This window comes from Streptomyces sp. NPDC005374 (assembly GCF_042872225.1).
In the GTDB taxonomy this organism is placed as follows: Bacteria; Actinomycetota; Actinomycetes; order Streptomycetales; family Streptomycetaceae; genus Streptomyces.
Genome location: NZ_JBIAKA010000021.1, coordinates 168066 through 189704, shown reverse-complemented (window position 1 = coordinate 189704; position 21639 = coordinate 168066). Strand labels below are relative to the sequence as shown.

The following is a 21639-nucleotide window of genomic DNA, read 5'->3' as shown; positions in this document are numbered from 1 at the left end:
TCAACGAAACCCCACCCGGCCGTGACCGCCGTCACTCGACGGGAGTCACTCGGCCGCCCGCAGCTGCTCCTCGGTCATCCCCTGCCGCCAGTAGCCCACGAACGTGACCCGGCGCCGGTCGATCCCGCGCTCCCGCACGAAGTGCCGCCGCAGCTCCTTCACGCACCCGGACTCACCGGCGATCCAGACGTACGGCCGCTCTGCGGGCGGCAGTTGGGCGTCGCGAAGTGCGCCGAGGGACATGGGGGAGCACTCGGCATCCTCCGGGTTCCTGACGAGCCAGGTGATCTCGGCGTCGGCCGCGGTGGTCAGGTCCCGGATGTCCCCGGCGTCGCGCACCTCCAGCCAGGCCCGCGCCCGCTGCCCTGCGGGCAGTGCTTCGAGGATCGCCGAGACGGCGGGGAGGGCGGTCTCGTCGCCCCACAGCAGCACCAGGTCGGTGTCCTCGGGCGGCCGGAACCGGATGGCCCGGTTGTCGGCGACCGCCGGCCCGAGCAACTGGACCCTGTCCCCGGCGCGGGCCCGCGCGGCCCAGCGGGAGGCGGGACCGGCGGGTTCGTGCAGCACGAAGTCGATGTCGATCTCGTCGGGATCGCGGCGCAGGCCTCGGAGGGTGTACGACCGCATCACCGCCCGTATCTCGTCCGGCAGTTCACGCCAGGCCTGCCACCAGCCGTCCCCGAGCTCGACGGGAACCCCGGGCTCGGTCCGTCCTTCGGCGGGGAGGAAGAGGGACAGCGACTGGTCGTGTCCGTGCGAGTGGAACGCGCTCAGGTCGTCTCCGGTGAAGGTGACGCGGACCGAGGACGGGCCGAGCCGCCTCGTCCGTGCCACCTGGAGGGAGAAGAAACGGAACGGAGCGGCTACGGCCGTGGTCATGGGTACTCCTGAATCGACGTCAGGGATGCCTGTGGGGGGCGCGGGGCCCGACGGTCAGCCGACCTTCTTCGCGGTCTCGATCGCCTTCGCGAGGTTCTCCACCATCGCCACGCACTTGTCGTACGACAGAATCGGCTCGGGCGACCGGGAGATGACCTGCCCCGCCTTCACCGCGGGCAGCTTCTTCCATGTCGCCTCGGTGATGTCGGCCGGCTGGATCGTCGCCGTACGGTCGTCCATCACGATGATGTCGGCCGGGTACTTGTCGACGTTCTCCCAGCTCAGCGACTCGTACCAGCCGCCGGAGGCCTTGAGCACCGACGCCGACGGCTCCACGAAGTTCACGCCGAGGGCCTTGAAGTACTCCAGGTCGACGGAGAGGTTGGTGCCGGAGACGTAGAAGACGGACTCGGCCGCGGAACCGGCCAGCACCCTGATCTCGGGCCGGGCCTTGGCCGCCTTGCGCAGTCGCTCGGAGGCCTCTTCGAAGCGCTTCTTGGCGTCGGTGACCTTGGCGGCCGTGAGGTCCGCGCCGAGTGAGTCGGCGAGCTCCCACATACGGGTGAGCGAGGTGGTCAACTGGCGGTCGTAGACGGAGATGGCGACACTCGGGGCCAGCTTGGCGATCTTGTCCTTGGATGCCTCGGGGACGTACCAGAGGGTGCCGGCGCTGTCGAAGGTCGTGGTGAGGAGTGCCTGAGGACCGAAGGCCGCGTACGCCTCGACGTTGAACTGGTCCCAGACGTTGCCGAAGACCGTCAGCTTGCTGACGTCCATGTCGCCGGCCTGGACGTCGGCCTTGCCGTCCTTGGTCTTGGTCGGGCCGAAGACGCCCTTGATGTCGATGCCGTAGTCGTACAGCGCGGCGGCGACGCCGACGAAGGCGACGATCTTCGTGGGAACCTCGTCGAGCTTCACGGTCGTACCGCGGTCGTCCTTGAAGGACCAGGGGCCGGACTTGGCGGCCGTCGTCTCCTCGCTCGTGCCCTCGCTGCCGGAGTCGTCGTCACCGCAGGCTGCGAGCGCGGCGCCGAGGCCGATGGCTCCGCCCGCGGCGAGGAGGCCGCGGCGGGTGAAGTGGACGGCTCTTGCGTTGGGCATGGTGTGGCTGCTTTCGAGCGGGGCGGAGCGTCCGCCGGACTGTTCGAAGGTAGGTTAGCCTAACCTCAATAAGTCCAGAAGAGTGCCCCGCACCCTTCGTTCGGCCGGTCCTTCCGCGGGATGGTGTGCGGGAGGTGTCTGCTCCTCGCCCGGCGGACCACGCTTTCGCAGTCGTCCAGGATGCTCCCGACGGTCCCGTACTGGATCTTTGTCAGGTTGCCCTGGACACCCTTCACGTACGCGCGGAGTCTGAGGGTGACGGCGGTGCCGGAGGCCGATACCTGGGCGGCGCCCGCGCCGACACAGGCGAACCGCTTGAGCACCGCACGCCGCGCAACGCTCAGCGCCGCCGCCCCGTGGCAGCGGCACATCCGCGACGAGCACCAGCGCGAGTCCCAGGCCGCCGAAGACGATCAGCCCCCTCCGCGCCCGGCCGGCGCCCTCGATGACACTCACGTCGCCGCAGTGGGTGAGACCGACGGGGGAGTTTGTCCAGCGCGCACGACCTTCGATTTCCTGAATGACGCGGGTGAAGTTCCCCGAGGGCGAGATGTTTCTCGTTGATCGACGAGCATTTTCGAGGTGAGCGCGGCCGGCGTTCCGGGGCCGAAACCGCCAAGGAGTCGACGGGCTCGGCAGGAGGGAGTTCTGGCGCAATGACGCCAGACCATTGGCAGCCTCCTCTCGTGGTGTCACGATCTACCTTTGCCGCAGCTCGAGGAGACAGATATGAGAGCTTTCACCGCAGCTTTGACAGCGTCGGTCGCCGCCGGATTCCTGGTGTTCGCGGGCACACCCGCGCAGGCAGACGGATTCGACGACGAGACCATCCAGGGAGCCTGCCAGGGCAACACCGCCGAATTCAGATTCCGGCTGTACTACAACTCCGGTACGGCCGGCGCATACCGGGACTTCCGATATGCGGTCGGCAACTTCGGTTCGGTTCCGCTCACCGCCAGCGGAAACTACTCCCTCAAGTTCTGTCCCGGCACCGGGGCCGGGGCGGGTCAGGATGTGAAGAACAACGCGGCCTCGGCCCGGAACTCGCACACGTCGTACGGTGCTTGCGTCTATTACTCCAGCTGGTTCGACGGGGCCATGGATTCCATCGCGCCGGGTGTTCCGACGCCGCGGGCGCAGAACCTGGTCAAGACGTACAACGAGAACGCCTCTTTCCAGTGGTGCTGACCACCTCCCGTGTCAGGGGCGCACTCCGAGGGGCGCGCCCCGCCCTGGCGCTCACCCTCGCGCTGAGCCTCCCGCTGCTCGCCGCCTGCGGCGGGCAGGGCGGCGACGGCCCCGGCGCCGGGCGCTCCGACGGGCACGGCGCCGCGACCCCCGCGGCCACGTCCCCCGACCCCGACGATCCGGCCACCTGGGTGCTGCCGCTCCAGGCCTATATGCCGACCCCGCAGCAGAAGGACCTGCTGTTCGACGCCGTCGAGCAGGCCAAGTCCGCCTGTATGAAGCGGTACGGCATCGACTACCGGCCGGCCGGCAAGATGCCGGAGTACGGCCCGCGGACCCTCACCGACCGCCGCTACGGCATCCACGACCGCGAAGTCGCCGCGACCTACGGCTACAAGCCGGCCGGTGATGCCAAGGCCTACCAGGTGGAGACCGCCCGCCTGCTGGATGCCAACCGGCTCGGTCCCGAAGCGGAAGCGGTCATGACCGGCGTCGGCGCGTCGAAGAAGGTGCCCGAGGGCGGCTGTTGGTCCGAGGCCCGGCGCGAGGTCTACGGCACTCTGGACCCGGTCTCCACCCTCGCCAACGACCTGAGCAACGAGGCGTACACCGCGGCCGGGAAGAGCGAGCCGGTGCGGAGCGTGTTCCGCTCCTGGTCGCGGTGCATGGCAGAGAACGGTTACCGCTACGACGCCCCCTTGGACGCCCCCGGCGACCCGCGGTTCGCGGCGCCCGAGGCCTCCGAGGAGGAGATCGCCACCGCGCTGGCCGATCTCGACTGCCGCGCCCGCCATCGGGTCGCCGACGTCTGGTACGCCGAGGAGTCCGAGCTCCAGGAGAAGGCCGTGAAGCAGCATGCCGCAGAGCTGGAGAAGGACCGGGACATCCTCGAAGCGGCCGCCGGGGTGACGCCCCGTGGCGCAGAAAACGCTTCCTGATTTGGCGCATTTACGCCACCCAGGGCTGGGTGTTGTGGGCGCTTTTGACTGAATGTTAAAAAGACCTTGGGGCGGTCCAGAGGCTTAGAGTGATCCAAGAGGTACCTGAGGTTCCGAACCCGGGGGGTCAACTTGGATACTTCATCGCTCGATCACGCACATGTGGCCGATCTGGACGACATGGACATAGTCATCGTCCGTCTCCTGAGCCAGGGCCTGGGTGACGCGGCCATCGGCAGACGGCTGGGCATCGGACACCGGACCGTGCAGCGACGCGTCCAGCGGGTGATGAACCGCTGGGGCGTCGTCGGCCGGGTCGCCCTGGGGGCCCGGGCGCAGGAGCTGGGGCTGCTCGACAGCCGGTTGGTCGCCTGAGCTCAGCCCACGAGCCCCAACTCCCGTGCGATCAGCATCCGCTGTACCTCGCTCGTGCCCTCGCCGATCTCCAGGATCTTGGAGTCGCGCCACATACGGGCGACCGGGTACTCGTTCATGAAGCCGTAGCCGCCGTGGATCTGGGTGGCGTCGCGGGCGTTGTCCACGGCGATCGTGGACGAGTACAGCTTGGCGAGGGCCGCCTCCTTCTTGAAGGGTTCTCCGGCGACCAGGCGTGAGCCCGCGTCCCGCCAGGCGAGGCGGGCCGTGTGGGCCTTCATCTCCATGTCGGCGATCTTGAACTGGATCGCCTGGTTGGCGCCGATAGGCCGCCCGAAGGCCACCCGCTCCTTCGCGTACTTCACCGACTCGTCCACACAGCCCTGCGCGAGCCCCGTCGCGAGGGCCGCGATGGCGACCCGGCCCTCGTCGAGGATGCGCAGGAACTGGGCGTAACCACGGCCCTGTTCGCCGAGCAGGTTCGCCGCCGGGACGCGTACGTCGGAGAAGGACAGCTCACGGGTGTCGGAGGCGTTCCAGCCGACCTTCGAGTACGGTGCCGCGACCGTGAAGCCCGGCGTGCCCGACGGCACGATGATCGCGGAGATCAGCGGCTTGCCGTCCGGCTTGCGCCCGGTGACCGCGGTGACGGTGACCAGCCCCGTGATGTCGGTGCCGGAGTTGGTGATGAAGCACTTGGTGCCGTTGATGACCCACTCGTCCGTGTCCGGGTCCAGGCGGGCCGTCGTACGGGTCGCCCCGGCGTCGCTGCCGCCGTCCGGTTCCGTGAGGCCGAACGCGCCCAGGATCTCGCCCGAGCACAGCCGGGGCAGCCACTCGCGCTTCTGCTCCTCGGTGCCGAACAGGTGCAGGGGCATGGCGCCCAGGGAGACTCCGGCCTCCAGGGTGATCGCCACCGACGAGTCCACGCGCGCGAGTTCCTCAAGGACGAGGCCCAGCGCGAGGTAGTCGCCGCCCATGCCGCCGTACTCCTCGGGGAACGGCAGCCCGAACAGGCCCATGCGGCCCATCTCGCGGACGATCTCGTACGGGAACTCGTGCTGCTCGTAGTACTCGCCGATCTTCGGCGCGACGACGTCATGGGCGAACTGCTCGACCGTACGGCGGAGTTCTTCGAGTTCGGGGGAGAGGCGGTGGTCCATCTCGGATCACTCCTGGTGGGAGAGGGCGCGGACGGTGCGGGACGGGCTGGGTCGGCCCAGGTGTTCGGCCATCCAGGCGCTGGTGGCGACCAGAGAGCCGAGGTCGACCCCGGTGTCGATGCCGAGGCCCTGGAGCATCCACACGAGGTCTTCGGTGGCGAGGTTTCCGGTGGCGGACTTGGCGTACGGGCAGCCGCCGAGGCCTCCCGCGGAGGCGTCCACCGTGGTGACGCCGTGCTGGAGGGCCGCGTAGGTGTTGGCGAGGGCCTGGCCGTACGTGTCGTGGAAGTGCACGCCCAACTTCCCCACGGGGACGTCGAGTTCGCTCAGCAGCGCGCGTACGTGGCCCGGTGTCGCCACCCCGATCGTGTCGCCGAGGCTCAGCTCGTCGCAGCCCATGTCGAGCAGGGCGCGGCAGACCTTGACGACCTGCGGGACCGGGACAGCGCCCTCCCAGGGGTCGCCGAAGCACATCGAGAGGTAGCCGCGCACATGGACGTCCGCGGCCTTGGCCCGTGCCACCACCGGTTCGAACATCGCCAGTGCCTCGTCGACCGTGCGGTTGAGGTTGGCCTTGGCGAAGGACTCGGTGGCGCTGGCGAAGACGGCGACGCGGGTCGCGCCCAGCGTGAGGGCGCGGTCCAGGCCGCGTTCGTTCGGCACGAGCACCGGGAGGTCCACCGGGAGCTCGCTGATCTGCGGGAACAGCTGCTCGGCGTCGGCGAGTTGGGGCACCCACTTGGGGTGGACGAAGCTCGTCGCCTCGATCGTGGTGAGCCCCGCTTCGGCGAGGCGGCGCACGAACTGCGCCTTCACCTGCGTCGGCACGGTCGACTTCTCGTTCTGCAGACCGTCACGGGCGCCGACCTCGTGGATGCGGACGCGGGCGGGAAGCCCCGCCTCCGGTACGACCATGGGAAGGGTCATTTCTCGTCCTCCACCGGGGTGATGACCGCGAGCACCTGGTCCATGGCGACCGTCGTGCCCGGCGTGACGTCGAGCTCGGCGACGGTGCCGGCGTGCGGGGCGGAGATGACGTGCTCCATCTTCATCGCCTCGACGACCAGCAGACTCTGACCGGCGGCCACCTCGTCCCCGACGGCGACCTTCACGACGGTCACCGTGCCGGGCATGGGCGCGGTGAGCGAGTCGGCACCGGCGTGCGCGGAGCGGGTGAGGGACGCGGCCACCGGGTCGTGGTCCCGCACATGCCAGGCGTCGCCGTCACGGCCGATCCAGTCGGCGGCGCGATGGAAGGTGTGGCGGACCCCGTCGAGGGTGACGCAGACCTGGTCCTCGGTGACGGTGTGGGTGCCGCGCGGGACGTACTCCACGGGGTCCTGTACCCGCAGGTGGAATCCGACGGGTTTCGGGAAGCCTCCGATCCGCCAGCCGTTCGGCACCGAGAACGGGTCGGTCCAGCCCTCTCCGCGCGGGCGCAGCGCTTCGAGGCGGACGGCCGCCGCCGCCTCGTACACCTCTTCCGGTACGTCGGTGGAGACCAGGCCGTCCACCGCCCGCTCGACCAGCCCGGTGTCCAACTCGCCCTTCACCACGTCCGGATGGGCCAGCAGCCGGCGCAGGAACCCCGCGTTGGTCTGCACGCCCAGCGTCACCGTCTCCGCGAGGGCCGTCCGGAGTTTCCTGAGCGCGGTCGCACGGTCCGGGCCGTAGGCGATGACCTTGGACAGCATCGGGTCGTACAGGCTGCCGACCTCGGTGCCCTCGCTGAGCCCGGAGTCGGTGCGGACGCCGTCGCCCTGGGGTTCGTGGAGGCGGAGCACGGTGCCGCCGGACGGGAGGAAGCCCTTCGCAGGGTCCTCCGCGCAGACGCGGGCCTCGATCGCGTGCCCCGTGAGGACGACGTCCTCCTGCCCGTACGGCAGTGGCTCGCCCGCCGCGACCCGCAGCTGCCACTCCACCAGGTCGAGCCCGGTCACCAGCTCGGTCACCGGGTGCTCCACCTGGAGGCGGGTGTTCATCTCCATGAAGTAGTACGACGACGGATCGTTGCCCGGGACGATGAACTCCACGGTGCCTGCGCCCCGGTAGCCGCAGGAGCGGGCCGCCTGGACCGCCGCCTCGCCCATGGACGCGCGCGTGTCCTCGTCCAGCAGGACCGAGGGCGCCTCCTCGACGACCTTCTGGTGCCGCCGCTGCAGCGAGCACTCGCGCTCGCCGAGGTGGATCACATTGCCGTGGCTGTCCGCCAGCACCTGGATCTCGATGTGCCGGGGCCGGTCCACCCACCGCTCCACGAGCAGGGTGTCGTCGCCGAAGGAGGCGCGGGCCTCACGGCGGGCTGCGGCGATCTCCTCTTCGAGGACGGTGAGGTCCCGGACCAGCCGCATGCCCTTGCCGCCGCCGCCCGCGCTGGGCTTCAGCAGCACCGGGGCGCCCAACTCGCGGGCCGCCTCGGCGAGATCGGGGTCACGGCCGCCGGGCACGACCGGCACCCCGGCCGCCTCCACGGTCTCCTTGGCGCGGATCTTGTCGCCCATGAGGGCGATCGCGTCCGCCGGGGGCCCGATGAAGACCAGCCCGGCGTCGACGCACGCGCGCGCGAAGGCGGCGTTCTCCGCGAGGAAGCCGTAGCCCGGGTGCACGGCCTGGGCGCCGGTGCGGGCGGCCGCCTCCAGGAGCCGCTCGACGGACAGATAGCTCTCCGAGGCCGGCGCCGGTCCCAGGCGTACCGCCGTGTCCGCCTCCCGGACGTGCCGTGCGTCGGCGTCCGCGTCGGAGAAGACGGCCACCGAGCGCACGCCCAGGGAGCGCAGGGTGCGGATGACGCGGACCGCGATCTCGCCCCGGTTGGCGACAAGCACTGTGTCAAACATGGGTCCTCACATCCGGAAGACGCCGAACTGGGGGTCGCCCAGCGGCGCGTTGGCGCATGCGGTCAGGGCCAGGCCGAGGACCTGCCGGGTGTCGAGCGGGTCGATGACCCCGTCGTCCCACAGGCGGGCGGTGGCGTAGTAGGCGTTGCCCTGGCGCTCGTACTGGGTGCGGACCGGGTCCTTGAAGGCCTCTTCGTCCTCGGCGGGCCACGCCTCCCCGCGCGCCTCCAACTGGTCCCGCTTGACGGTCGCGAGGACCGACGCGGCCTGCTCTCCGCCCATGACGGAGATCTTGGCGTTGGGCCACATCCACAGGAACCGGGGGGAGTAGGCCCGACCGCACATGGAGTAGTTCCCGGCGCCGTACGAACCGCCCACCACCACCGTCAGCTTGGGCACGCGCGCGCAGGCGACCGCGGTCACCATCTTGGCGCCGTGCTTGGCGATGCCGCCCGCCTCGTAGTCCCTGCCGACCATGAAGCCGGAGATGTTCTGCAGGAACAGCAGGGGGATGCCGCGCTGGTCGCACAGCTCGATGAAGTGGGCGCCCTTCTGGGCCGATTCGGAGAACAGGATGCCGTTGTTGCCGATGATGCCCACCGGATGGCCCTGGATCCGGGCGAAGCCGGTGACCAGGGTCTGCCCGAACTCGGCCTTGAACTCGGCGAAACGGGAGCCGTCGACAACGCGCGCGATGATCTCGCGGACGTCGTAGGGGGTGCGGGAGTCGGTGGGGACCGCGCCGTAGAGGCCGTAGGGGTCGACCTTGGGCTCCACGGCGGCCTCGACGGACCAGGGCAGCGGCCCGCGCGCGGGCAGGGTCGCGGCGATGTTCCGCACGATCCTCAGGGCGTGGGCGTCGTCCTCGGCGAGGTGGTCGGTGACGCCGGAGATCCGGGAGTGCACCTCGCCGCCGCCGAGCTCCTCCGCGGTGACGACCTCGCCGGTGGCGGCCTTCACCAGCGGGGGACCGCCGAGGAAGATCGTGCCCTGGTTGCGGACGATGACGGCCTCGTCGCTCATGGCGGGGACGTAGGCGCCGCCGGCCGTGCACGACCCGAGGACCGCCGCGATCTGCGGGATGCCCGCACCCGACATCCGGGCCTGGTTGTAGAAGATCCGCCCGAAGTGCTCGCGGTCCGGGAAGACCTCGTCCTGCATGGGCAGGAAGGCGCCGCCGGAGTCGACGAGGTAGATGCAGGGGAGCCGGTTGTCGAGGGCGACCTCCTGCGCGCGCAGGTGCTTCTTCACCGTCATCGGGTAGTACGTGCCGCCCTTGACGGTGGCGTCGTTGGCGACGACGACGCACTCGCGCCCGCTCACCCGGCCGATCCCGGCGATGACCCCGGCGGCCGGGGCCTGTCCGTCGTACATGCCGTCGGCGGCGAGGGGAGCGAGCTCAAGGAAGGGCGAGCCGGGGTCGAGGAGGCCGTCCACCCGGTCCCTGGGCAGCAGCTTGCCGCGCGCGGTGTGCCGCTGCCTGGACTTCTCGCCCCCGCCCAGCCGGGCCGTGGCGAGCTTGTCCCGCAGCTCGTCCACCAGTGCCCGGTGGGCCGCCTCGTTGGCCTTCCAGGCCTCCGACGCGGGGTCCGCCGCGCTCGTCAGCTCGGGTGCCTGATCCATGTCCCGCGGTCCCCTCACCCAGTGATCTGCTGTTAATGAGCGTTAACCATCTCCCTCAGGTTAACGACCGCTAACCTCCCTGTCTAGAATTACTTTCATGGCCACCAGAACCGACGCCCCCACCCGTCGCGAGCAGATCCTCAAGGAGGCCGCGCGGCTGTTCGCCGAGCGCGGGTTCCACGGCGTCGGCGTGGACGAGATAGGTGCCGCGGTCGGTATCAGCGGCCCCGGCCTCTACCGGCACTTCCCGGGCAAGGACGCCATGCTCGCGGAGCTGCTGGTGGGGATCAGCGGGCAGCTGCTGACCGGCGGGAAGCGCAGGGTGGCCGAGTGGGGCGGTGACGACCCGGAGGCGCTGCTGGACTCGCTGATCGAGGGCCACATCGACTTCGCCCTCGACGACCGCCCCCTCATCACCCTCCACGACCGCGAACTGGACCGCCTGCGCGACAGCGACCGCAAGCTGGTCCGGCAGCTCCAGCGGCAGTACGTGGAGCTGTGGGTGGAGGTGGTCCGCGAGGTCTACCCGCCCCTGACCGAACCGACGGCCCGCTCCGCGGTCCACTCGGTCTTCGGCCTGCTGAACTCGACCCCGCACCTGGGCCGCCCGGGCTCCCTGCCGGGTCGCGGGGTGACGGCGGAACTGCTGCACCGCATGGCCCGGGGAGCGTTCGCGGCAGCGGGAGCCTGACCCCGAGCGTGACGAGCGTTACGAGATCCCCCCTGGACGCCCCTCCCTACCGACCGGTACCTTAATTCCTGAGCAAGCGCTTAGCCAAAGGGACCGCAACCATCAATTGCGCAACCCCCACGGCGAGCAACCACATCCGCGAGAGCGGCGCCGGTTTAGGCGCAAGAAGGGGTGGCGGCGGTGCGCCGTACTGTGTTCAACGAGGACCACGAGGCGTTCCGGGAGACCCTGCGGGCCTTCATCGAGGCCGAGGTCGTCCCGGTCTACGACGAGTGGTTCGCGGCCGGCCAGGCGCCGCGCGACTTCTACTACAAGCTCGCCGAGCTCGGCATCTTCGGCATCCGCGTGGACGAGGAGTTCGGCGGCGCCGGCATCGACTCGTACAAGTTCGAAGCCGTTATGTACGAGGAGACCGCCCGCGCGGGCGTCCAGTTCGGCGGCTCCGGTGTGCACGTCCTGCTCGGACTGCCGTACATCAAGATGCTCGCCACCGACGAGCAGAAGAAGCGCTTCCTGCCGAAGTTCGTCTCCGCCGAGGAGATGTGGGCCCTCGCGATGACCGAGCCGGGCACCGGCTCCGACCTCGCGGGCATGAAGACCACCGCCAAGCTCTCCGAGGACGGCACGCACTACGTCCTCAACGGCTCCAAGACCTTCATCACCGGTGGCGTCCACGCCGACCGTGTGATCGTCTGCGCCCGCACCTCCGCGCCCACCGCCGAGGACCGCCGCTTCGGCATCTCCCTCTTCGCCGTGGACACCAAGTCCGAGGGCTACTCCATCGGCCGCAAGCTGGACAAGCTGGGCCTGAAGACCTCCGACACCGCCGAGCTGGCGTTCGTCGACGTCAAGGTCCCCGTCGAGGACCTCCTCGGCGAGGAGAACAAGGGCTTCTACTACCTCGGCCACAACCTCGCCTCCGAGCGCTGGGGCATCGCCTTCGGCGCCTACGCGCAGGCCAAGGCCGCCGTCCGGTTCGCCAAGGAGTACGTCCAGGAGCGCACCGTCTTCGGCAAGACGGTCGCCACCTTCCAGAACACCAAGTTCGAGCTGGCCGCCTGCCAGGCCGAGGTGGACGCGGCCGAGGCCGTCGTCGACCGCGCCCTGGAAGCCCTCGACGCGGGAGAGCTGACCCCCGCAGAGGCCGCCAGCGCCAAGCTGTTCACCACCGAGGTCGCCCACCGCGTCATCGACCGCTGCCTCCAGCTGCACGGCGGCTACGGCTTCATGAACGAGTACCCGATCGCCCGCCTGTACGCGGACAACCGCGTCAACCGCATCTACGGCGGCACCAGCGAGATCATGAAGTCGATCATCGCGAAGGACATGGGCCTGTAAGCCGCGCGGAATCACCGGCCGGTACAACAGTTCCATGAGCCAGGCACTTCAGGACCTCCTCGATCTGCTCGACCTCGAGCAGATCGAGGAGAACATCTTCCGCGGCCGGTCCCGACCCGCCGTCGTCCCCCGCGTCTTCGGCGGGCAGGTCGCGGCGCAGGCGCTGGTCGCCGCCGGGCGGACGGTCCCCGAGGACCGGCTCGCCCACTCCCTGCACGCGTACTTCCTGCGCCCCGGCGATCCGGGCGCGCCGATCGTCTACACCGTCGAGCGCATGAACGACGGCCGCTCCTTCACCGCCCGCCGGGTCATCGCGGTCCAGCACGGCCAGCCGATCTTCGCCCTCTCCGCGTCCTTCCAGCGGCACGAGGAGGGCTTCGACCACCAGACCGCCATGCCGGCCGCCCCCGACCCGGCGACGCTCCCCACCAACGCGGACCGGCTGCGCGGCTACGACCATCTGGGCGCGGCGGTCGTGGAGAAGTTCCTGGAGACCCGCGAGGCGATCGACCTGCGCTACGTCGAGGAGCCGCCGTACGGGAAGTTCGGCGAACCGCGCGAGCCGCACTCGCAGGTCTGGTTCCGCACCAACGGCAAGCTCGCGGACGACCCGCTCCTGCACGTCGTCCTCGCCACCTACGTCTCCGACATGACGCTCCTCGACTCGGTCCTCCTCGCCCACGGCCGCGGTGGCTGGGCCGTCGGTGACGTCGTCGGGGCCTCGCTGGACCACGCGATGTGGTTCCACCGCCCCTTCCGCGCCGACGAATGGCTCCTGTACGACCAGGAGTCCCCGTCGGCCTCGGGCGGCCGCGGTCTCGGCCAGGCACGCATCTACACGCAGGACGGCCAACTGGCCATCTCGGTGATCCAGGAAGGCGTGGTCCGCGCGCCCCGGCGCACCTGAGTCCCGGGCGCGCGCCCTCGGGCTAGCGCAGCGCGGCCTCGCTGAGGAGGTACGCGGTCATCGGGTCGTAGTAGCGCGGGCTCACCACGTGGTCGTCGAGCGGGACCGTCACCTGGACCGTGCCCTCCGACTCGCCCACGAACAGGGCCGGGTCGTTGGAGTCGGCGTATCCGACGGAGTCCACCCCGTGCTGTCCGGCGTACCCCGCCCAGCCGTGGTCGGCGACGACCAGGTCGGGCAGCGGGCGGCCCTCGCGCTCCAGGGCGGTGAGGATGGCCTTCATCGGGTCACCGGAGTGGGTGTGCCACAGCGTCGCGCCGTGCTCAAGCACCGCCACGTCCGCGAACTGCATGACGTACCCCTCGTCCGTCTGCAGCCCGTCCGGGATGACCACGATCTCGCAGCCGGCCGTGCGCAGCGCGGCGGCCGTGGCGTGGTGCACGTCGAGAAGCCCGCCGGGATGGCCGGTCGCGAAGAGCACCCGCTGCTGCCCGTCCGCCGCCTTGCGCAGCCGGGCCGCCATCCGCTCCAGGGCGCCGACGGTCAGCTCGGGGTCGATGGTGTCCTGGCCGTACCGGTACTCCGCGTCGTCGTTGACCCCCACCCGCTCGGCCATCACCGCGAGCACGTCCTGCTCGTCGCTCCAGCGGTCGCCGAGCTCCAGACCGAGCCAGTAATGGCGGTTGCCGTTCGCCAGCTGGCGGTAGTGGGAGAGGTTGTTCTCACGCGGGGTGGCGACCTCACCCGCGATACGGGTCTTCACAAGGTGGTCGACGAGCTCGGCGCGGCTGGGTGTCCCGGGTATCGGCATGCCCCCATTCTGAAGCACGCCTTCACGGCATCACCGCGCATCCCGCACGCTGGGACGCGGGTCACGCGATCATGACCGGCGCAGCGCGAACCACAGCTCCATCCGTACGTCCGGGTCGTCCAGGTCCAGCTCCAGCAGCGCCCCGCACTTCGCGATCCGCTGCCGCACGGTGTTGCGGTGCACGCCCAGCGCGAGAGCTGTACGGTCCCAACTGCCGTGCAGGGAAAGCCAGGCGCGGAGGGTCTCGGTGAGGGCGGGCGCCAGCGGCGCCAGGAGGGCGCGCGCATGCGCGTCGGCGTCCGCCTCCGGCACCAGGCCGGCGAGGGCGGGGCGGGCCCCGTGCCGGACCAGGTCGACGCGGGTGGCACGGGCCCGGGCCAGCGCACGGGCCGCCTGGATGTCGGCGGCGGCCCACTGCCGGGGCTCGACGACGGCACTGGCCCCGAGCGTCCACCCGGCCTGCGGAGCCGGCTGCCGCTCGGCGGGGAGGAGCACGCGTACGACGTCCCGCGCCACGTCCACCAGCGGCGAGCCCAGCGCCGTACCCAGCGCGGAGGCGGCGACGGGGTCGGGAGCGGCGAGCGTGTCGGGCCGGGCGTGCACGACGACCCACTGCCCGGCACCGAGAAGGGGGGCCACCTCCTCGGGCGGGGCGCCCAGCAGCAGCCGTACGAGAGCGGACGCCCGCGCCGCCCCGGACCCGCTCTGCTGCTCACCGGTGAGCAGCGACAGCAGTACGGCCGCGACGGAGGCGATGGTGTGATCGCCGGGGTCGCGGTGGGGCGTGGCGACCCCGAGGACGAGACCGTGCCCGGCGCCGAGGGCGTAGGCGGCGAGGTGGATGTCGGCGGTCGTATGGCCGGCGGAGGCCGGCGTGCCGGGGCCGGAGGGGCGTACGACCTCGGCGAGTCCGGTCAGCGCGGTCCGGGCCGCGGTCCCCACCCGTCGCCCGGCGGACGCGACCTCCGCCCCGTCCGGCCCGTACAGCACCGCCCACCCCCCGACCCGGCGCGCCAGCTGCCGCAGCACCGACGGCACCGGATCGGGGCGGGACGCGGCCGCCGCCAGGCTCTGCTGGGCCTCGGTCACGCGCCGGAGTTCCGTGTGGCGGGCCTGGGCCATCAGCTGCCAGACCGCGCGGGCCACCCCGGAGAAGGTCGTCCGGGGAGGGACCTCCAGGAGTGGGAGCCCGTGCGCGTCGCAGGCCGCCACCAGGGCGGGCGGGACCGTGTCGTGCACCGGTGCCACGCCGAAACCGAGAGCCGCCCCGCCCGCCGCGACGATCCTCGACACGTAGTCGCCGAAGTACGTGCCGGGGTCCGCCGCCCCCGGGATGTGCACCCCGGCGGTCAGCAGCAGCTCACCGCCCAGCAGATACGGGTACGGGTCCGCCATCTCCGAGGTGTGCGCCCAGTGGATGACCGTGGCGGCGTCCGACGGCCCCGCGATCTGCCGCAGCGCGAGGTCCTCGCGGGCCAGCAGAGCGGCCAGCGGGACCGGCGGGGTGGGTGGGACAGCAGGGTCCGGCATGGTGGACGTTTCCTCCATCCCGTACCGCTCGAATGGATGAAACGTACACTTCGCAGCCGCTGTCCGGCCACCTACTGTCGACACAGACCGGTCGGTACCGAACAGAACGACAGAGGGAAGGCCTACGACCATGAGCTCCAGCGAGACGCCCCGCGGCCCCGTCGACTCCTCCCGCGTCCCCCGGTACGCCGGCCCCGCGACCTTCGCCCGGCTGCCGCGCCTGGACGAGGTCGGCCGGGCGGACGTCGCCGTGGTCGGGGTGCCGTTCGACTCGGGTGTCTCCTACCGGCCGGGCGCCCGCTTCGGCGGCAACGCGATCCGCGAGGCGTCCCGGCTGCTGCGGCCCTACAACCCGGCGCAGGACGCGTCCCCCTTCGCGCTGGCGCAGGTGGCGGACGCGGGCGACATCGCCGTCAACCCGTTCGACATCCACGAGGCCGTCGAGACGATCGAGGCGGCGGCGGACGACCTGCTCGGGACCGGCACCCGCCTGATGACCCTCGGCGGCGACCACACCATCGCACTCCCCCTCCTGCGCTCGGTCGCCAAGAAGCACGGCCCGGTGGCGCTGCTCCACTTCGACGCCCACCTCGACACCTGGGACACGTACTTCGGCGCGGAGTACACGCACGGCACACCGTTCCGGCGGGCGGTGGAGGAGGGGATCCTGGACACCTCGGCCCTCTCCCACGTGGGTACGCGCGGGCCGCTGTACGGCAAGCAGGACCTCACCGACGACGAGAAGATGGGCTTCGGCATCGTGACGTCCGCGGACGTCATGCGGCGGGGTGTCGACGAGATCGCCGACCAGCTCCGGCAGCGCGTCGGCGACCGCCCGCTCTACGTCTCCATCGACATCGACTGCCTGGACCCGGCCCACGCGCCCGGCACCGGCACCCCCGAGGCGGGGGGCATGACGTCGAGGGAGCTGCTGGAGATCCTGCGGGGTCTGGCATCGTGCAACCTGGTGTCGGCGGACGTCGTCGAGGTGGCCCCCGCGTACGACCACGCGGAGATCACGTCGGTGGCGGCCTCCCACACCGCCTACGAACTGACCACGATCATGTCCCGCCAGATTGCAGAGGCCCGCGCACAGTGACTCACGACCACGACCTGGTACTCCGTCCGACGGAGGCGCAGATTTCCGCTGCTCTCAACCCTCCTCCCGGCCGCATCGGCGGAGACCTGGTCGTGGAGACCCTGGCCGGACTCGGCGCGACGACCGTCTTCGGCCTGCCCGGCCAGCACGCGCTCGGCATGTTCGACGCGCTACGGCGGTCCGACCTCAGGTACATCGGCCTGCGGGTGGAGAACAACGCGGGCTTCGCGGCGGACGCGTACGGCAGGATCACCGGCGAGGCGGCCCCGCTGTTCCTGTCGACGGGCCCGGGAGCGCTGACGTCCCTGGCCGCCCTCCAGGAGGCGGCCGCCGCCTCCGCGCCCGTCCTGGCGATCAGCAGCCAGATCCCGACCGCCGGACTGGGCGGCGGACGCCACGGCTATCTGCACGAACTCCCCGACCAGTCGGCCTCGTTCAGGGGCGTGGTCAAGTCCGTCCACACCGTCCGCGCCCAGTCCCAGATCCCCTCCGCGATCGAGGCGGCCTGGAAGTCCGCGCTGACCGCCCCGCACGGCCCGGTGTGGGTGGAGATCCCGCAGGACGTCCTGCTGGCCCCGACCCCGATCCCCGTGGTGACGGGCGGCGACGCCTTCCCGGAGGAACTGCCTCCCCGCCCCGAACTCACGGCGCTGGCAGCCGACTTGCTGTCCAACGCCGCCCGCCCGGCGATCATCGCGGGCGGGGGAGTCGTACGGGCGGACGCGTCCCGCAAGCTGCGACAGCTGGCGGAGGCGTTGCAGGCCCCCGTCGTCACCACGCCCGGCGGCAAGGGCGCGTTCCCCTGGACGCACCCGCTGTCCCTCCAGTCCTGGATCGAGGACCGCCACACCACGGACTTCCTGGAGGAGGCGGACGTACTCCTGGTGGTGGGCTCGGGGTTGGGCGAACTCTCCTCGAACTACCACACGTTCAAGCCGCGCGGCCGGGTCGTCCAGATCGAGGCGGACCTCGGCAAACTGGAGTCCAACCACCCCGCGTTGGGCATCCACGCGGACGCACGTCTCGCGCTGCAGGCGCTGCTGGAGACGGTGTCGCCGAGGGAGGACACGCAGGCTCCGGAGCGGGTGCGTGAGGTGCTGGCCCGCGTTTCGGACCGTATCGCCACGCAGGAACTCACCCTGGAACAGGAGCTGTTGGCGTCGATCCGCCGGGCCCTGCCCTCCGAAGCCCTCTCCTTCTGGGACATGACGATCCTGGCCTACTGGGCCTGGTCGGCCTTCGACGCCAAGGGCCCCAACCGGATGCACTCGGCGCAGGGTGCGGGCGGCCTGGGCTACGGCTTCCCGGCGGCCCTGGGCGCGGCGGTGGCCGACCCTTCGGTCCCGGTCCTCGCGGTCTCCGGCGACGGCGGCGCCCTGTACTCCGTCGCCGAACTCGCCACGGCCCGCCAGTACGACCTGAACGTCACCTGGCTGATCGTCGACGACGGTGGCTACGGCATTCTCCGCGAGTACATGACGGACGCGTTCGGCGAGGCCACGGCGACGGCGACGGAACTGACCCGGCCGGACTATGTGGCGTTGGCGGAGTCGTTCGGGGTGCCGGGGGTGCGTACGTCCCCTTCGGCCCTCGCGGACGACCTGTCGAAGGCGCTCGCCTCGCCGGGGCCCTCGGTGGTCGTACTCCCGGCGCTGCTGCGGATGTTCGCGCCGACGCACCTGGACGGCTGACGGGCCATGCGCCCCCACCACCGACAGCGGGCACGCCGTCCGTGGGGAACGGCATGCCCGCGTCGGGGGATGTCACATGGCCGGCGTCCTACCAGATCGCCTCGACCCACTCCGGGTGGTCGATGAACGGGTTGCGGTTGTGCTGGTAGGTGTCGTAGATGACCTGGTTGCGCTTCTCCTCGAAGGCGCTGGGCGGGTCCGCCTCGCTCCAGGCCTTGAGGACGGAGAGCTTGCCCATGTACGGGTTGGAGCCGTTGCCGACCTGCTCGTTGGGCTCCAGGTCGGCGAAGCCGTCGTCACCCTCGTAGCGCACGGCCATGTAGAGGATCATGCGGGCCACGTCGCCCCGGTCCGCGGCGCGGGGCGCGAAGGAGTCGGAGTCGACGGTGCTGCCGCCGCCGTTGGTGACAGCGCTGCCGCCGTTGTCGAAGTCGAGGTTGCCGCGGATGCTGTTGACCTGGACGTCCGCCGGGCGCAGGTGGTGCAGATCGGTGCCGGGGCCGATCGCCTCGCCGAAGTCGCCGTGGGACTTGGCCCAGGTGTGCTCGCGGTTCCAGTCGCCGACGTCACCGCCGTTGAGGGACTTGGCGCGGGAGACGCCGCTGTACAGCAGGATCACGTTGTTGCTGTTGTTCGGGTCCTGGTCGGTGACCTTGAGCGCGTCCCAGACCGCGGCGTACGAGATCTTCGTGACGTTGGCGCTGATGATCGTGTGCAGGGACGACTTGAGGCTCGTCCCCGTCTTGCCGATCGCGTTCTTGTAGTAGGTCGCGTCATACGCGGTGGTCGTGGCGGCGGCCGGGGTCGAGGTCATGACCGGGGCGGCGAGCCCGACCAGCACGGCGGCGGTGGTGAGCGCCACCGACTTCCAGCTGCTTATGCGTGTCGCCAGCATAAAGGGGGTCCCATCTACGCGGGTTGAATGGAGGCGGCAGATGGGAGCGTGGCATGGACATGCAGCCGTGTAAATGGATGGCACGTGTCCATTGGGTGACCTGAAACGGCATATCGGGCCGTGTCTACGCGAGTTGACACGCGAAAACGGCCCCCGGTGCATGACCGGGGGCCGTTCGGGCGGCCGTTTTGCCTGGACTTGGTGTCCTGGACTCGGGTCAGCCGACGTCCGACGCGTCCAGGCGGTAGATGGTCGACGTGCTCGTCTGCGACGAAGAGCTGGAGGTCGAGCTGCTGCTCGTGCTGTAGTCGCTCTCCTTCAGCGCCGTGCCGTTCTTCTCAACCCAGCCGGAGATCTCCTGGTTGAGGCTGCTGTTGCCGCCCATGCCACCGCCGCCGAGCTGGATGTAGTGCAACTCGCCCTTCTTCACCAGCTCCTTGAGCTTGGCGAGGGTCATCGCCGCGTCGGAGCCGGTGAAGCCCCCCATGGAGATGACGGGCTGGTGCGTGCTGAGGATCAGCCGGCCGGCGCTCTGCGAGTTGGCCACCGCGAGCAGCCACGTGGCGCCGTCCTGATGCTTCTCCAGGTACGAGACCAGCGCGCTGTCGAGGCTGCCGCCCATACCGCCGCCGCCTCCGCCGGGGCCGCCGCCCGCCGCGTTGCCGGTGCCGGTCCCGCCGGGAGCCGTACCCCCGCCCGGAAGCTCCCCGCTCGTGCCACCCGGTGCGCCGCCCTGCGGGAGCTCACCGTTGCCGCCGCCGGGCTGCATCTGGCCGTTGCCGCCGGGGAGTTCCCCGCCTGCCTGGCCACCCTGCCGGGTGCCGTCCTGCCGGCCGCCGGGACCGCCGCCCGCAGCCCCGCCGAAGCCGCCACGGCCGCCTCCGCCGCCGGGACCGCCCATGCCGCCGCCGGTCGACGGCCCCGCCGTCGGGTTGGTGCCGCCGCCCATGCCACCGCCGCCGGAGGTGCCGAAGGCCGGCGAGGCCGCGTACGCCGTCGGGCCCGCGAGGGCCGCCACGATCGCCGCGGCGACGGACACGGCGAGCAGCCGCGCCCTGGTGCCGGAGTTCGCGGTGCGGAAGACGAACAGGCCCACGATCGCGAGGACCATGACCACGCCGACGACCGGCCACAGCCAGGTGTTCCAGCCGGTGGCCCGGCGCAGCAGCACGATCGCCCAGATGCCGGTGACCGCGAGCCCGGCCGGCAGGACCCAGGACCAGCGGGCGTCCGCGCCGCGGAAGGCTCGCCACAGCATGACGCCGCCCGCGCCGGTCAGCGCCGCGATACCCGGGGCGAGCGCGGTCGTGTAGTACGGGTGCATGGTGCCCTCGGCCATCGCGAAGGTCAGGTAGTGCAGCACCAGCCAGCCGCCCCACAGGACGAGCGCGGCGCGGGTGGCATCGGTGCGCGGGGCCCGCCCGCAGAGCGCCAGACCGGCGACGAGGGCGATGAAGGCGAAGGGGATCAGCCAGGAGATCTGGCCGCCGAGGGTGGCGTTGAACATCCGGCCGATGCCCGCGCTTCCCGCGAAGGTGGCGCCGCCTCCACCGGCTCCGCCGTTGCCCTCGCCGCCGAGGACGCGGCCCAGGCCGTTGTAGCCCATGATCAGGTTCCAGGCGCTGCCGTCGGTCGAACCGCCGATGTAGGGACGGTCGTCGGCGGGGACCAGGGAGACCGCGGTGGCCCACCAGAAGCTGGCGACCGCCAACGCCACCGCCGCGAGGGCCAGGTTGACGGCCTTCTTCTTCCAGCCGAGCTTCGACGCGTAGAGGTAGACCGCGAAGACGGCCGGCAGGGCGATGTAGCCCTGGAGCATCTTGGTGTTGAAGGCGAGCCCGAACAGGATCGCCGAGCCGATCAGCGGCAGCAGCCGGTCGGTGCGCACCGCGCGCAGGGCGAGGGCCGCGCCGCCGACCATGAGCAGGACGAGGAGGGTGTCGGGGTTGTTGTCCCGGTTGATCGCGACGGTGATCGGGGTCAGCGCGAGGACGAGCGCGGCGATGGTGGCCGCCACATGCCCGAAGACCCGCTTCACGGAGGCGTGCAGGATCCAGATCGTGCCGATGGCGGCCGCGATCTCGGGCGCCATCATCTGCCAGGTGCCGAAGCCGAGGATCCGGCACGACAGGCCCATGACCATCAGCGCGAACGGCGGCTTGTCGACGGTGATGAAGTTGCCCGCGTCCAGCGAACCGAAGAACCAGGCCTTCCAGCTCTGCGTGCCGCTGTAGACGGCGGAGCTGTAGAAGTCGTTGAGGCCGCTCCCGCTCAGGTTCCAGCCGTACAGGACCCCGGCGAGGACGAGGATCGCGATCAGCGCGGGCAGTGACCAGCGCGGGGCCTTGTCCGGCGGTGCCGCGGGTGGGGCGGGCGGCGCCCAGTCGGCGGACACGGTCTCGGCGTGGGGGTGGGGATCGGTGGCAGATGTCACCCGGGCATCGTGCGGAAGGGACTTGGGCGGGGGCTGTGACGCACCTGGCGCAATTCTGTGAAAGTGCCACGGGTCAGGTAACGACTCGCACAACCATTCCCCATGCGTACAACCATTCACTCGAACTCGCGAGTCAACT

The 21639-nt window shown here is 70.9% G+C and carries 18 protein-coding genes; 8 read left to right on the top strand and 10 right to left on the bottom strand.

The window, feature by feature from the left end:
• Nucleotides 1-45 precede the first annotated feature (45 nt).
• Nucleotides 46-879 carry a siderophore-interacting protein gene (locus ACFYRX_RS39910; protein WP_389111267.1) on the bottom strand — a complete coding sequence of 278 codons (834 nt, stop codon included), beginning with the start codon at nt 877-879 and terminating at the stop codon, nt 46-48.
• Nucleotides 880-933: 54 nt separating this feature from the next.
• Nucleotides 934-1980 (bottom strand): ABC transporter substrate-binding protein, encoded by a 1047-nt coding sequence (locus ACFYRX_RS39905; RefSeq protein ID WP_389111265.1) that lies wholly within the window; start codon nt 1978-1980, stop codon nt 934-936.
• Nucleotides 1981-2709: 729 nt separating this feature from the next.
• Between ACFYRX_RS39905 and ACFYRX_RS39900 the strand changes: the two genes are divergently transcribed.
• The 3 genes from ACFYRX_RS39900 (at nt 2710) to ACFYRX_RS39890 (ending at nt 4481) form a co-directional block, all read left to right on the top strand.
• Nucleotides 2710-3168, top strand: coding sequence for a hypothetical protein (locus ACFYRX_RS39900; RefSeq protein WP_389111262.1), 459 nt, complete (start codon nt 2710-2712; stop codon nt 3166-3168).
• Entirely contained in the window at nt 3162-4106 is a 945-nt protein-coding gene (locus ACFYRX_RS39895) for a hypothetical protein (protein WP_389111260.1), read from the top strand. The genes ACFYRX_RS39900 and ACFYRX_RS39895 overlap by 7 nt, the downstream gene beginning before the upstream one ends.
• Before the next feature lie 162 nt (nt 4107-4268).
• Entirely contained in the window at nt 4269-4481 is a 213-nt protein-coding gene (locus ACFYRX_RS39890; RefSeq protein ID WP_389111257.1) for a helix-turn-helix domain-containing protein, read from the top strand.
• A 2-nt stretch (nt 4482-4483) separates the two neighbouring features.
• Here the strand turns inward: ACFYRX_RS39890 and ACFYRX_RS39885 are convergent, their stop codons facing one another.
• From ACFYRX_RS39885 to ACFYRX_RS39870, 4 genes are read right to left on the bottom strand one after another with little or no spacing between them, the layout of a single operon-like run.
• Nucleotides 4484-5644, bottom strand: coding sequence for an acyl-CoA dehydrogenase family protein (locus tag ACFYRX_RS39885; RefSeq protein ID WP_389111255.1), 1161 nt, complete (start codon nt 5642-5644; stop codon nt 4484-4486).
• 6 nt (nt 5645-5650) lie between these two features.
• Nucleotides 5651-6571 (bottom strand): hydroxymethylglutaryl-CoA lyase, encoded by a 921-nt coding sequence (locus tag ACFYRX_RS39880; RefSeq protein WP_389111252.1) that lies wholly within the window; start codon nt 6569-6571, stop codon nt 5651-5653.
• Nucleotides 6568-8481 carry an acetyl/propionyl/methylcrotonyl-CoA carboxylase subunit alpha gene (locus ACFYRX_RS39875; protein ID WP_389111249.1) on the bottom strand — a complete coding sequence of 638 codons (1914 nt, stop codon included), beginning with the start codon at nt 8479-8481 and terminating at the stop codon, nt 6568-6570. The genes ACFYRX_RS39880 and ACFYRX_RS39875 overlap by 4 nt, the downstream gene beginning before the upstream one ends.
• A 6-nt stretch (nt 8482-8487) precedes the next feature.
• Nucleotides 8488-10104, bottom strand: coding sequence for a carboxyl transferase domain-containing protein (locus tag ACFYRX_RS39870; RefSeq protein WP_389111247.1), 1617 nt, complete (start codon nt 10102-10104; stop codon nt 8488-8490).
• Nucleotides 10105-10201: 97 nt separating this feature from the next.
• Here ACFYRX_RS39870 and ACFYRX_RS39865 point away from each other — a divergent pair, with 97 nt between their 5' ends.
• The 3 genes from ACFYRX_RS39865 to ACFYRX_RS39855 all read left to right on the top strand — a co-directional run bounded on the left by ACFYRX_RS39865 (nt 10202) and on the right by ACFYRX_RS39855 (nt 13040).
• Entirely contained in the window at nt 10202-10795 is a 594-nt protein-coding gene (locus ACFYRX_RS39865) for a TetR/AcrR family transcriptional regulator (RefSeq protein WP_389111245.1), read from the top strand.
• Nucleotides 10796-10975: 180 nt separating this feature from the next.
• Nucleotides 10976-12133: an acyl-CoA dehydrogenase family protein gene (locus ACFYRX_RS39860; protein WP_389111243.1), complete on the top strand. Its 1158-nt coding sequence runs from the start codon at nt 10976-10978 to the stop codon at nt 12131-12133.
• A 34-nt stretch (nt 12134-12167) separates the two neighbouring features.
• A complete protein-coding gene (locus tag ACFYRX_RS39855) occupies nt 12168-13040 on the top strand; it encodes an acyl-CoA thioesterase (protein ID WP_389111241.1) in 873 nt (290 codons plus the stop codon).
• A 22-nt stretch (nt 13041-13062) separates the two neighbouring features.
• On the opposite strand, the gene ACFYRX_RS39850 is transcribed toward ACFYRX_RS39855, so the two are convergent.
• A complete protein-coding gene (locus ACFYRX_RS39850) occupies nt 13063-13851 on the bottom strand; it encodes a phosphatase (RefSeq protein WP_389111239.1) in 789 nt (262 codons plus the stop codon).
• A 69-nt stretch (nt 13852-13920) separates the two neighbouring features.
• Nucleotides 13921-15381, bottom strand: coding sequence for a PucR family transcriptional regulator ligand-binding domain-containing protein (locus tag ACFYRX_RS39845; protein WP_389111235.1), 1461 nt, complete (start codon nt 15379-15381; stop codon nt 13921-13923).
• A gap of 130 nt (nt 15382-15511) precedes the next feature.
• Between ACFYRX_RS39845 and speB the strand changes: the two genes are divergently transcribed.
• Nucleotides 15512-16480, top strand: a complete 969-nt coding sequence (speB, locus tag ACFYRX_RS39840) for an agmatinase (protein WP_389111232.1) — start codon at nt 15512-15514, stop codon at nt 16478-16480.
• The gene (locus ACFYRX_RS39835) at nt 16477-18171 is read left to right on the top strand and encodes a thiamine pyrophosphate-binding protein (RefSeq protein ID WP_389111229.1); all 1695 of its coding nucleotides are present in this window, start codon (nt 16477-16479) and stop codon (nt 18169-18171) included. Before speB ends, ACFYRX_RS39835 begins: the two co-directional genes overlap by 4 nt.
• Before the next feature lie 88 nt (nt 18172-18259).
• Here ACFYRX_RS39835 and ACFYRX_RS39830 read toward each other — a convergent pair whose 3' ends face one another.
• Entirely contained in the window at nt 18260-19066 is an 807-nt protein-coding gene (locus ACFYRX_RS39830; protein ID WP_389111226.1) for an endonuclease I family protein, read from the bottom strand.
• 217 nt (nt 19067-19283) lie between these two features.
• Complete coding sequence (locus ACFYRX_RS39825; RefSeq protein WP_389111223.1) at nt 19284-21500, bottom strand: glycosyltransferase family 39 protein; 2217 nt, start codon at nt 21498-21500, stop codon at nt 19284-19286.
• Nucleotides 21501-21639 lie beyond the last annotated feature (139 nt).

Excerpts from the sequence above, each read along its gene's own strand:
- ACFYRX_RS39910 (WP_389111267.1), bottom strand. The coding sequence starts at position 879 with ATGACCACGGCCGTAGCCGCTCCGTTCCGTTTCTTCTCCCTCCAGGTG.
- ACFYRX_RS39880 (WP_389111252.1), bottom strand. The coding sequence starts at position 6,571 with ATGACCCTTCCCATGGTCGTACCGGAGGCGGGGCTTCCCGCCCGCGTC.
- ACFYRX_RS39885 (WP_389111255.1), bottom strand. The coding sequence starts at position 5,644 with ATGGACCACCGCCTCTCCCCCGAACTCGAAGAACTCCGCCGTACGGTC.
- ACFYRX_RS39900 (WP_389111262.1), top strand. The coding sequence starts at position 2,710 with ATGAGAGCTTTCACCGCAGCTTTGACAGCGTCGGTCGCCGCCGGATTC.
- ACFYRX_RS39870 (WP_389111247.1), bottom strand. The coding sequence starts at position 10,104 with ATGGATCAGGCACCCGAGCTGACGAGCGCGGCGGACCCCGCGTCGGAG.
- ACFYRX_RS39850 (WP_389111239.1), bottom strand. The coding sequence starts at position 13,851 with ATGCCGATACCCGGGACACCCAGCCGCGCCGAGCTCGTCGACCACCTT.
- ACFYRX_RS39855 (WP_389111241.1), top strand. The coding sequence starts at position 12,168 with ATGAGCCAGGCACTTCAGGACCTCCTCGATCTGCTCGACCTCGAGCAG.
- ACFYRX_RS39875 (WP_389111249.1), bottom strand. The coding sequence starts at position 8,481 with ATGTTTGACACAGTGCTTGTCGCCAACCGGGGCGAGATCGCGGTCCGC.
- ACFYRX_RS39830 (WP_389111226.1), bottom strand. The coding sequence starts at position 19,066 with ATGCTGGCGACACGCATAAGCAGCTGGAAGTCGGTGGCGCTCACCACC.
- speB (WP_389111232.1), top strand. The coding sequence starts at position 15,512 with ATGAGCTCCAGCGAGACGCCCCGCGGCCCCGTCGACTCCTCCCGCGTC.
- ACFYRX_RS39865 (WP_389111245.1), top strand. The coding sequence starts at position 10,202 with ATGGCCACCAGAACCGACGCCCCCACCCGTCGCGAGCAGATCCTCAAG.
- ACFYRX_RS39905 (WP_389111265.1), bottom strand. The coding sequence starts at position 1,980 with ATGCCCAACGCAAGAGCCGTCCACTTCACCCGCCGCGGCCTCCTCGCC.
- ACFYRX_RS39845 (WP_389111235.1), bottom strand. The coding sequence starts at position 15,381 with ATGCCGGACCCTGCTGTCCCACCCACCCCGCCGGTCCCGCTGGCCGCT.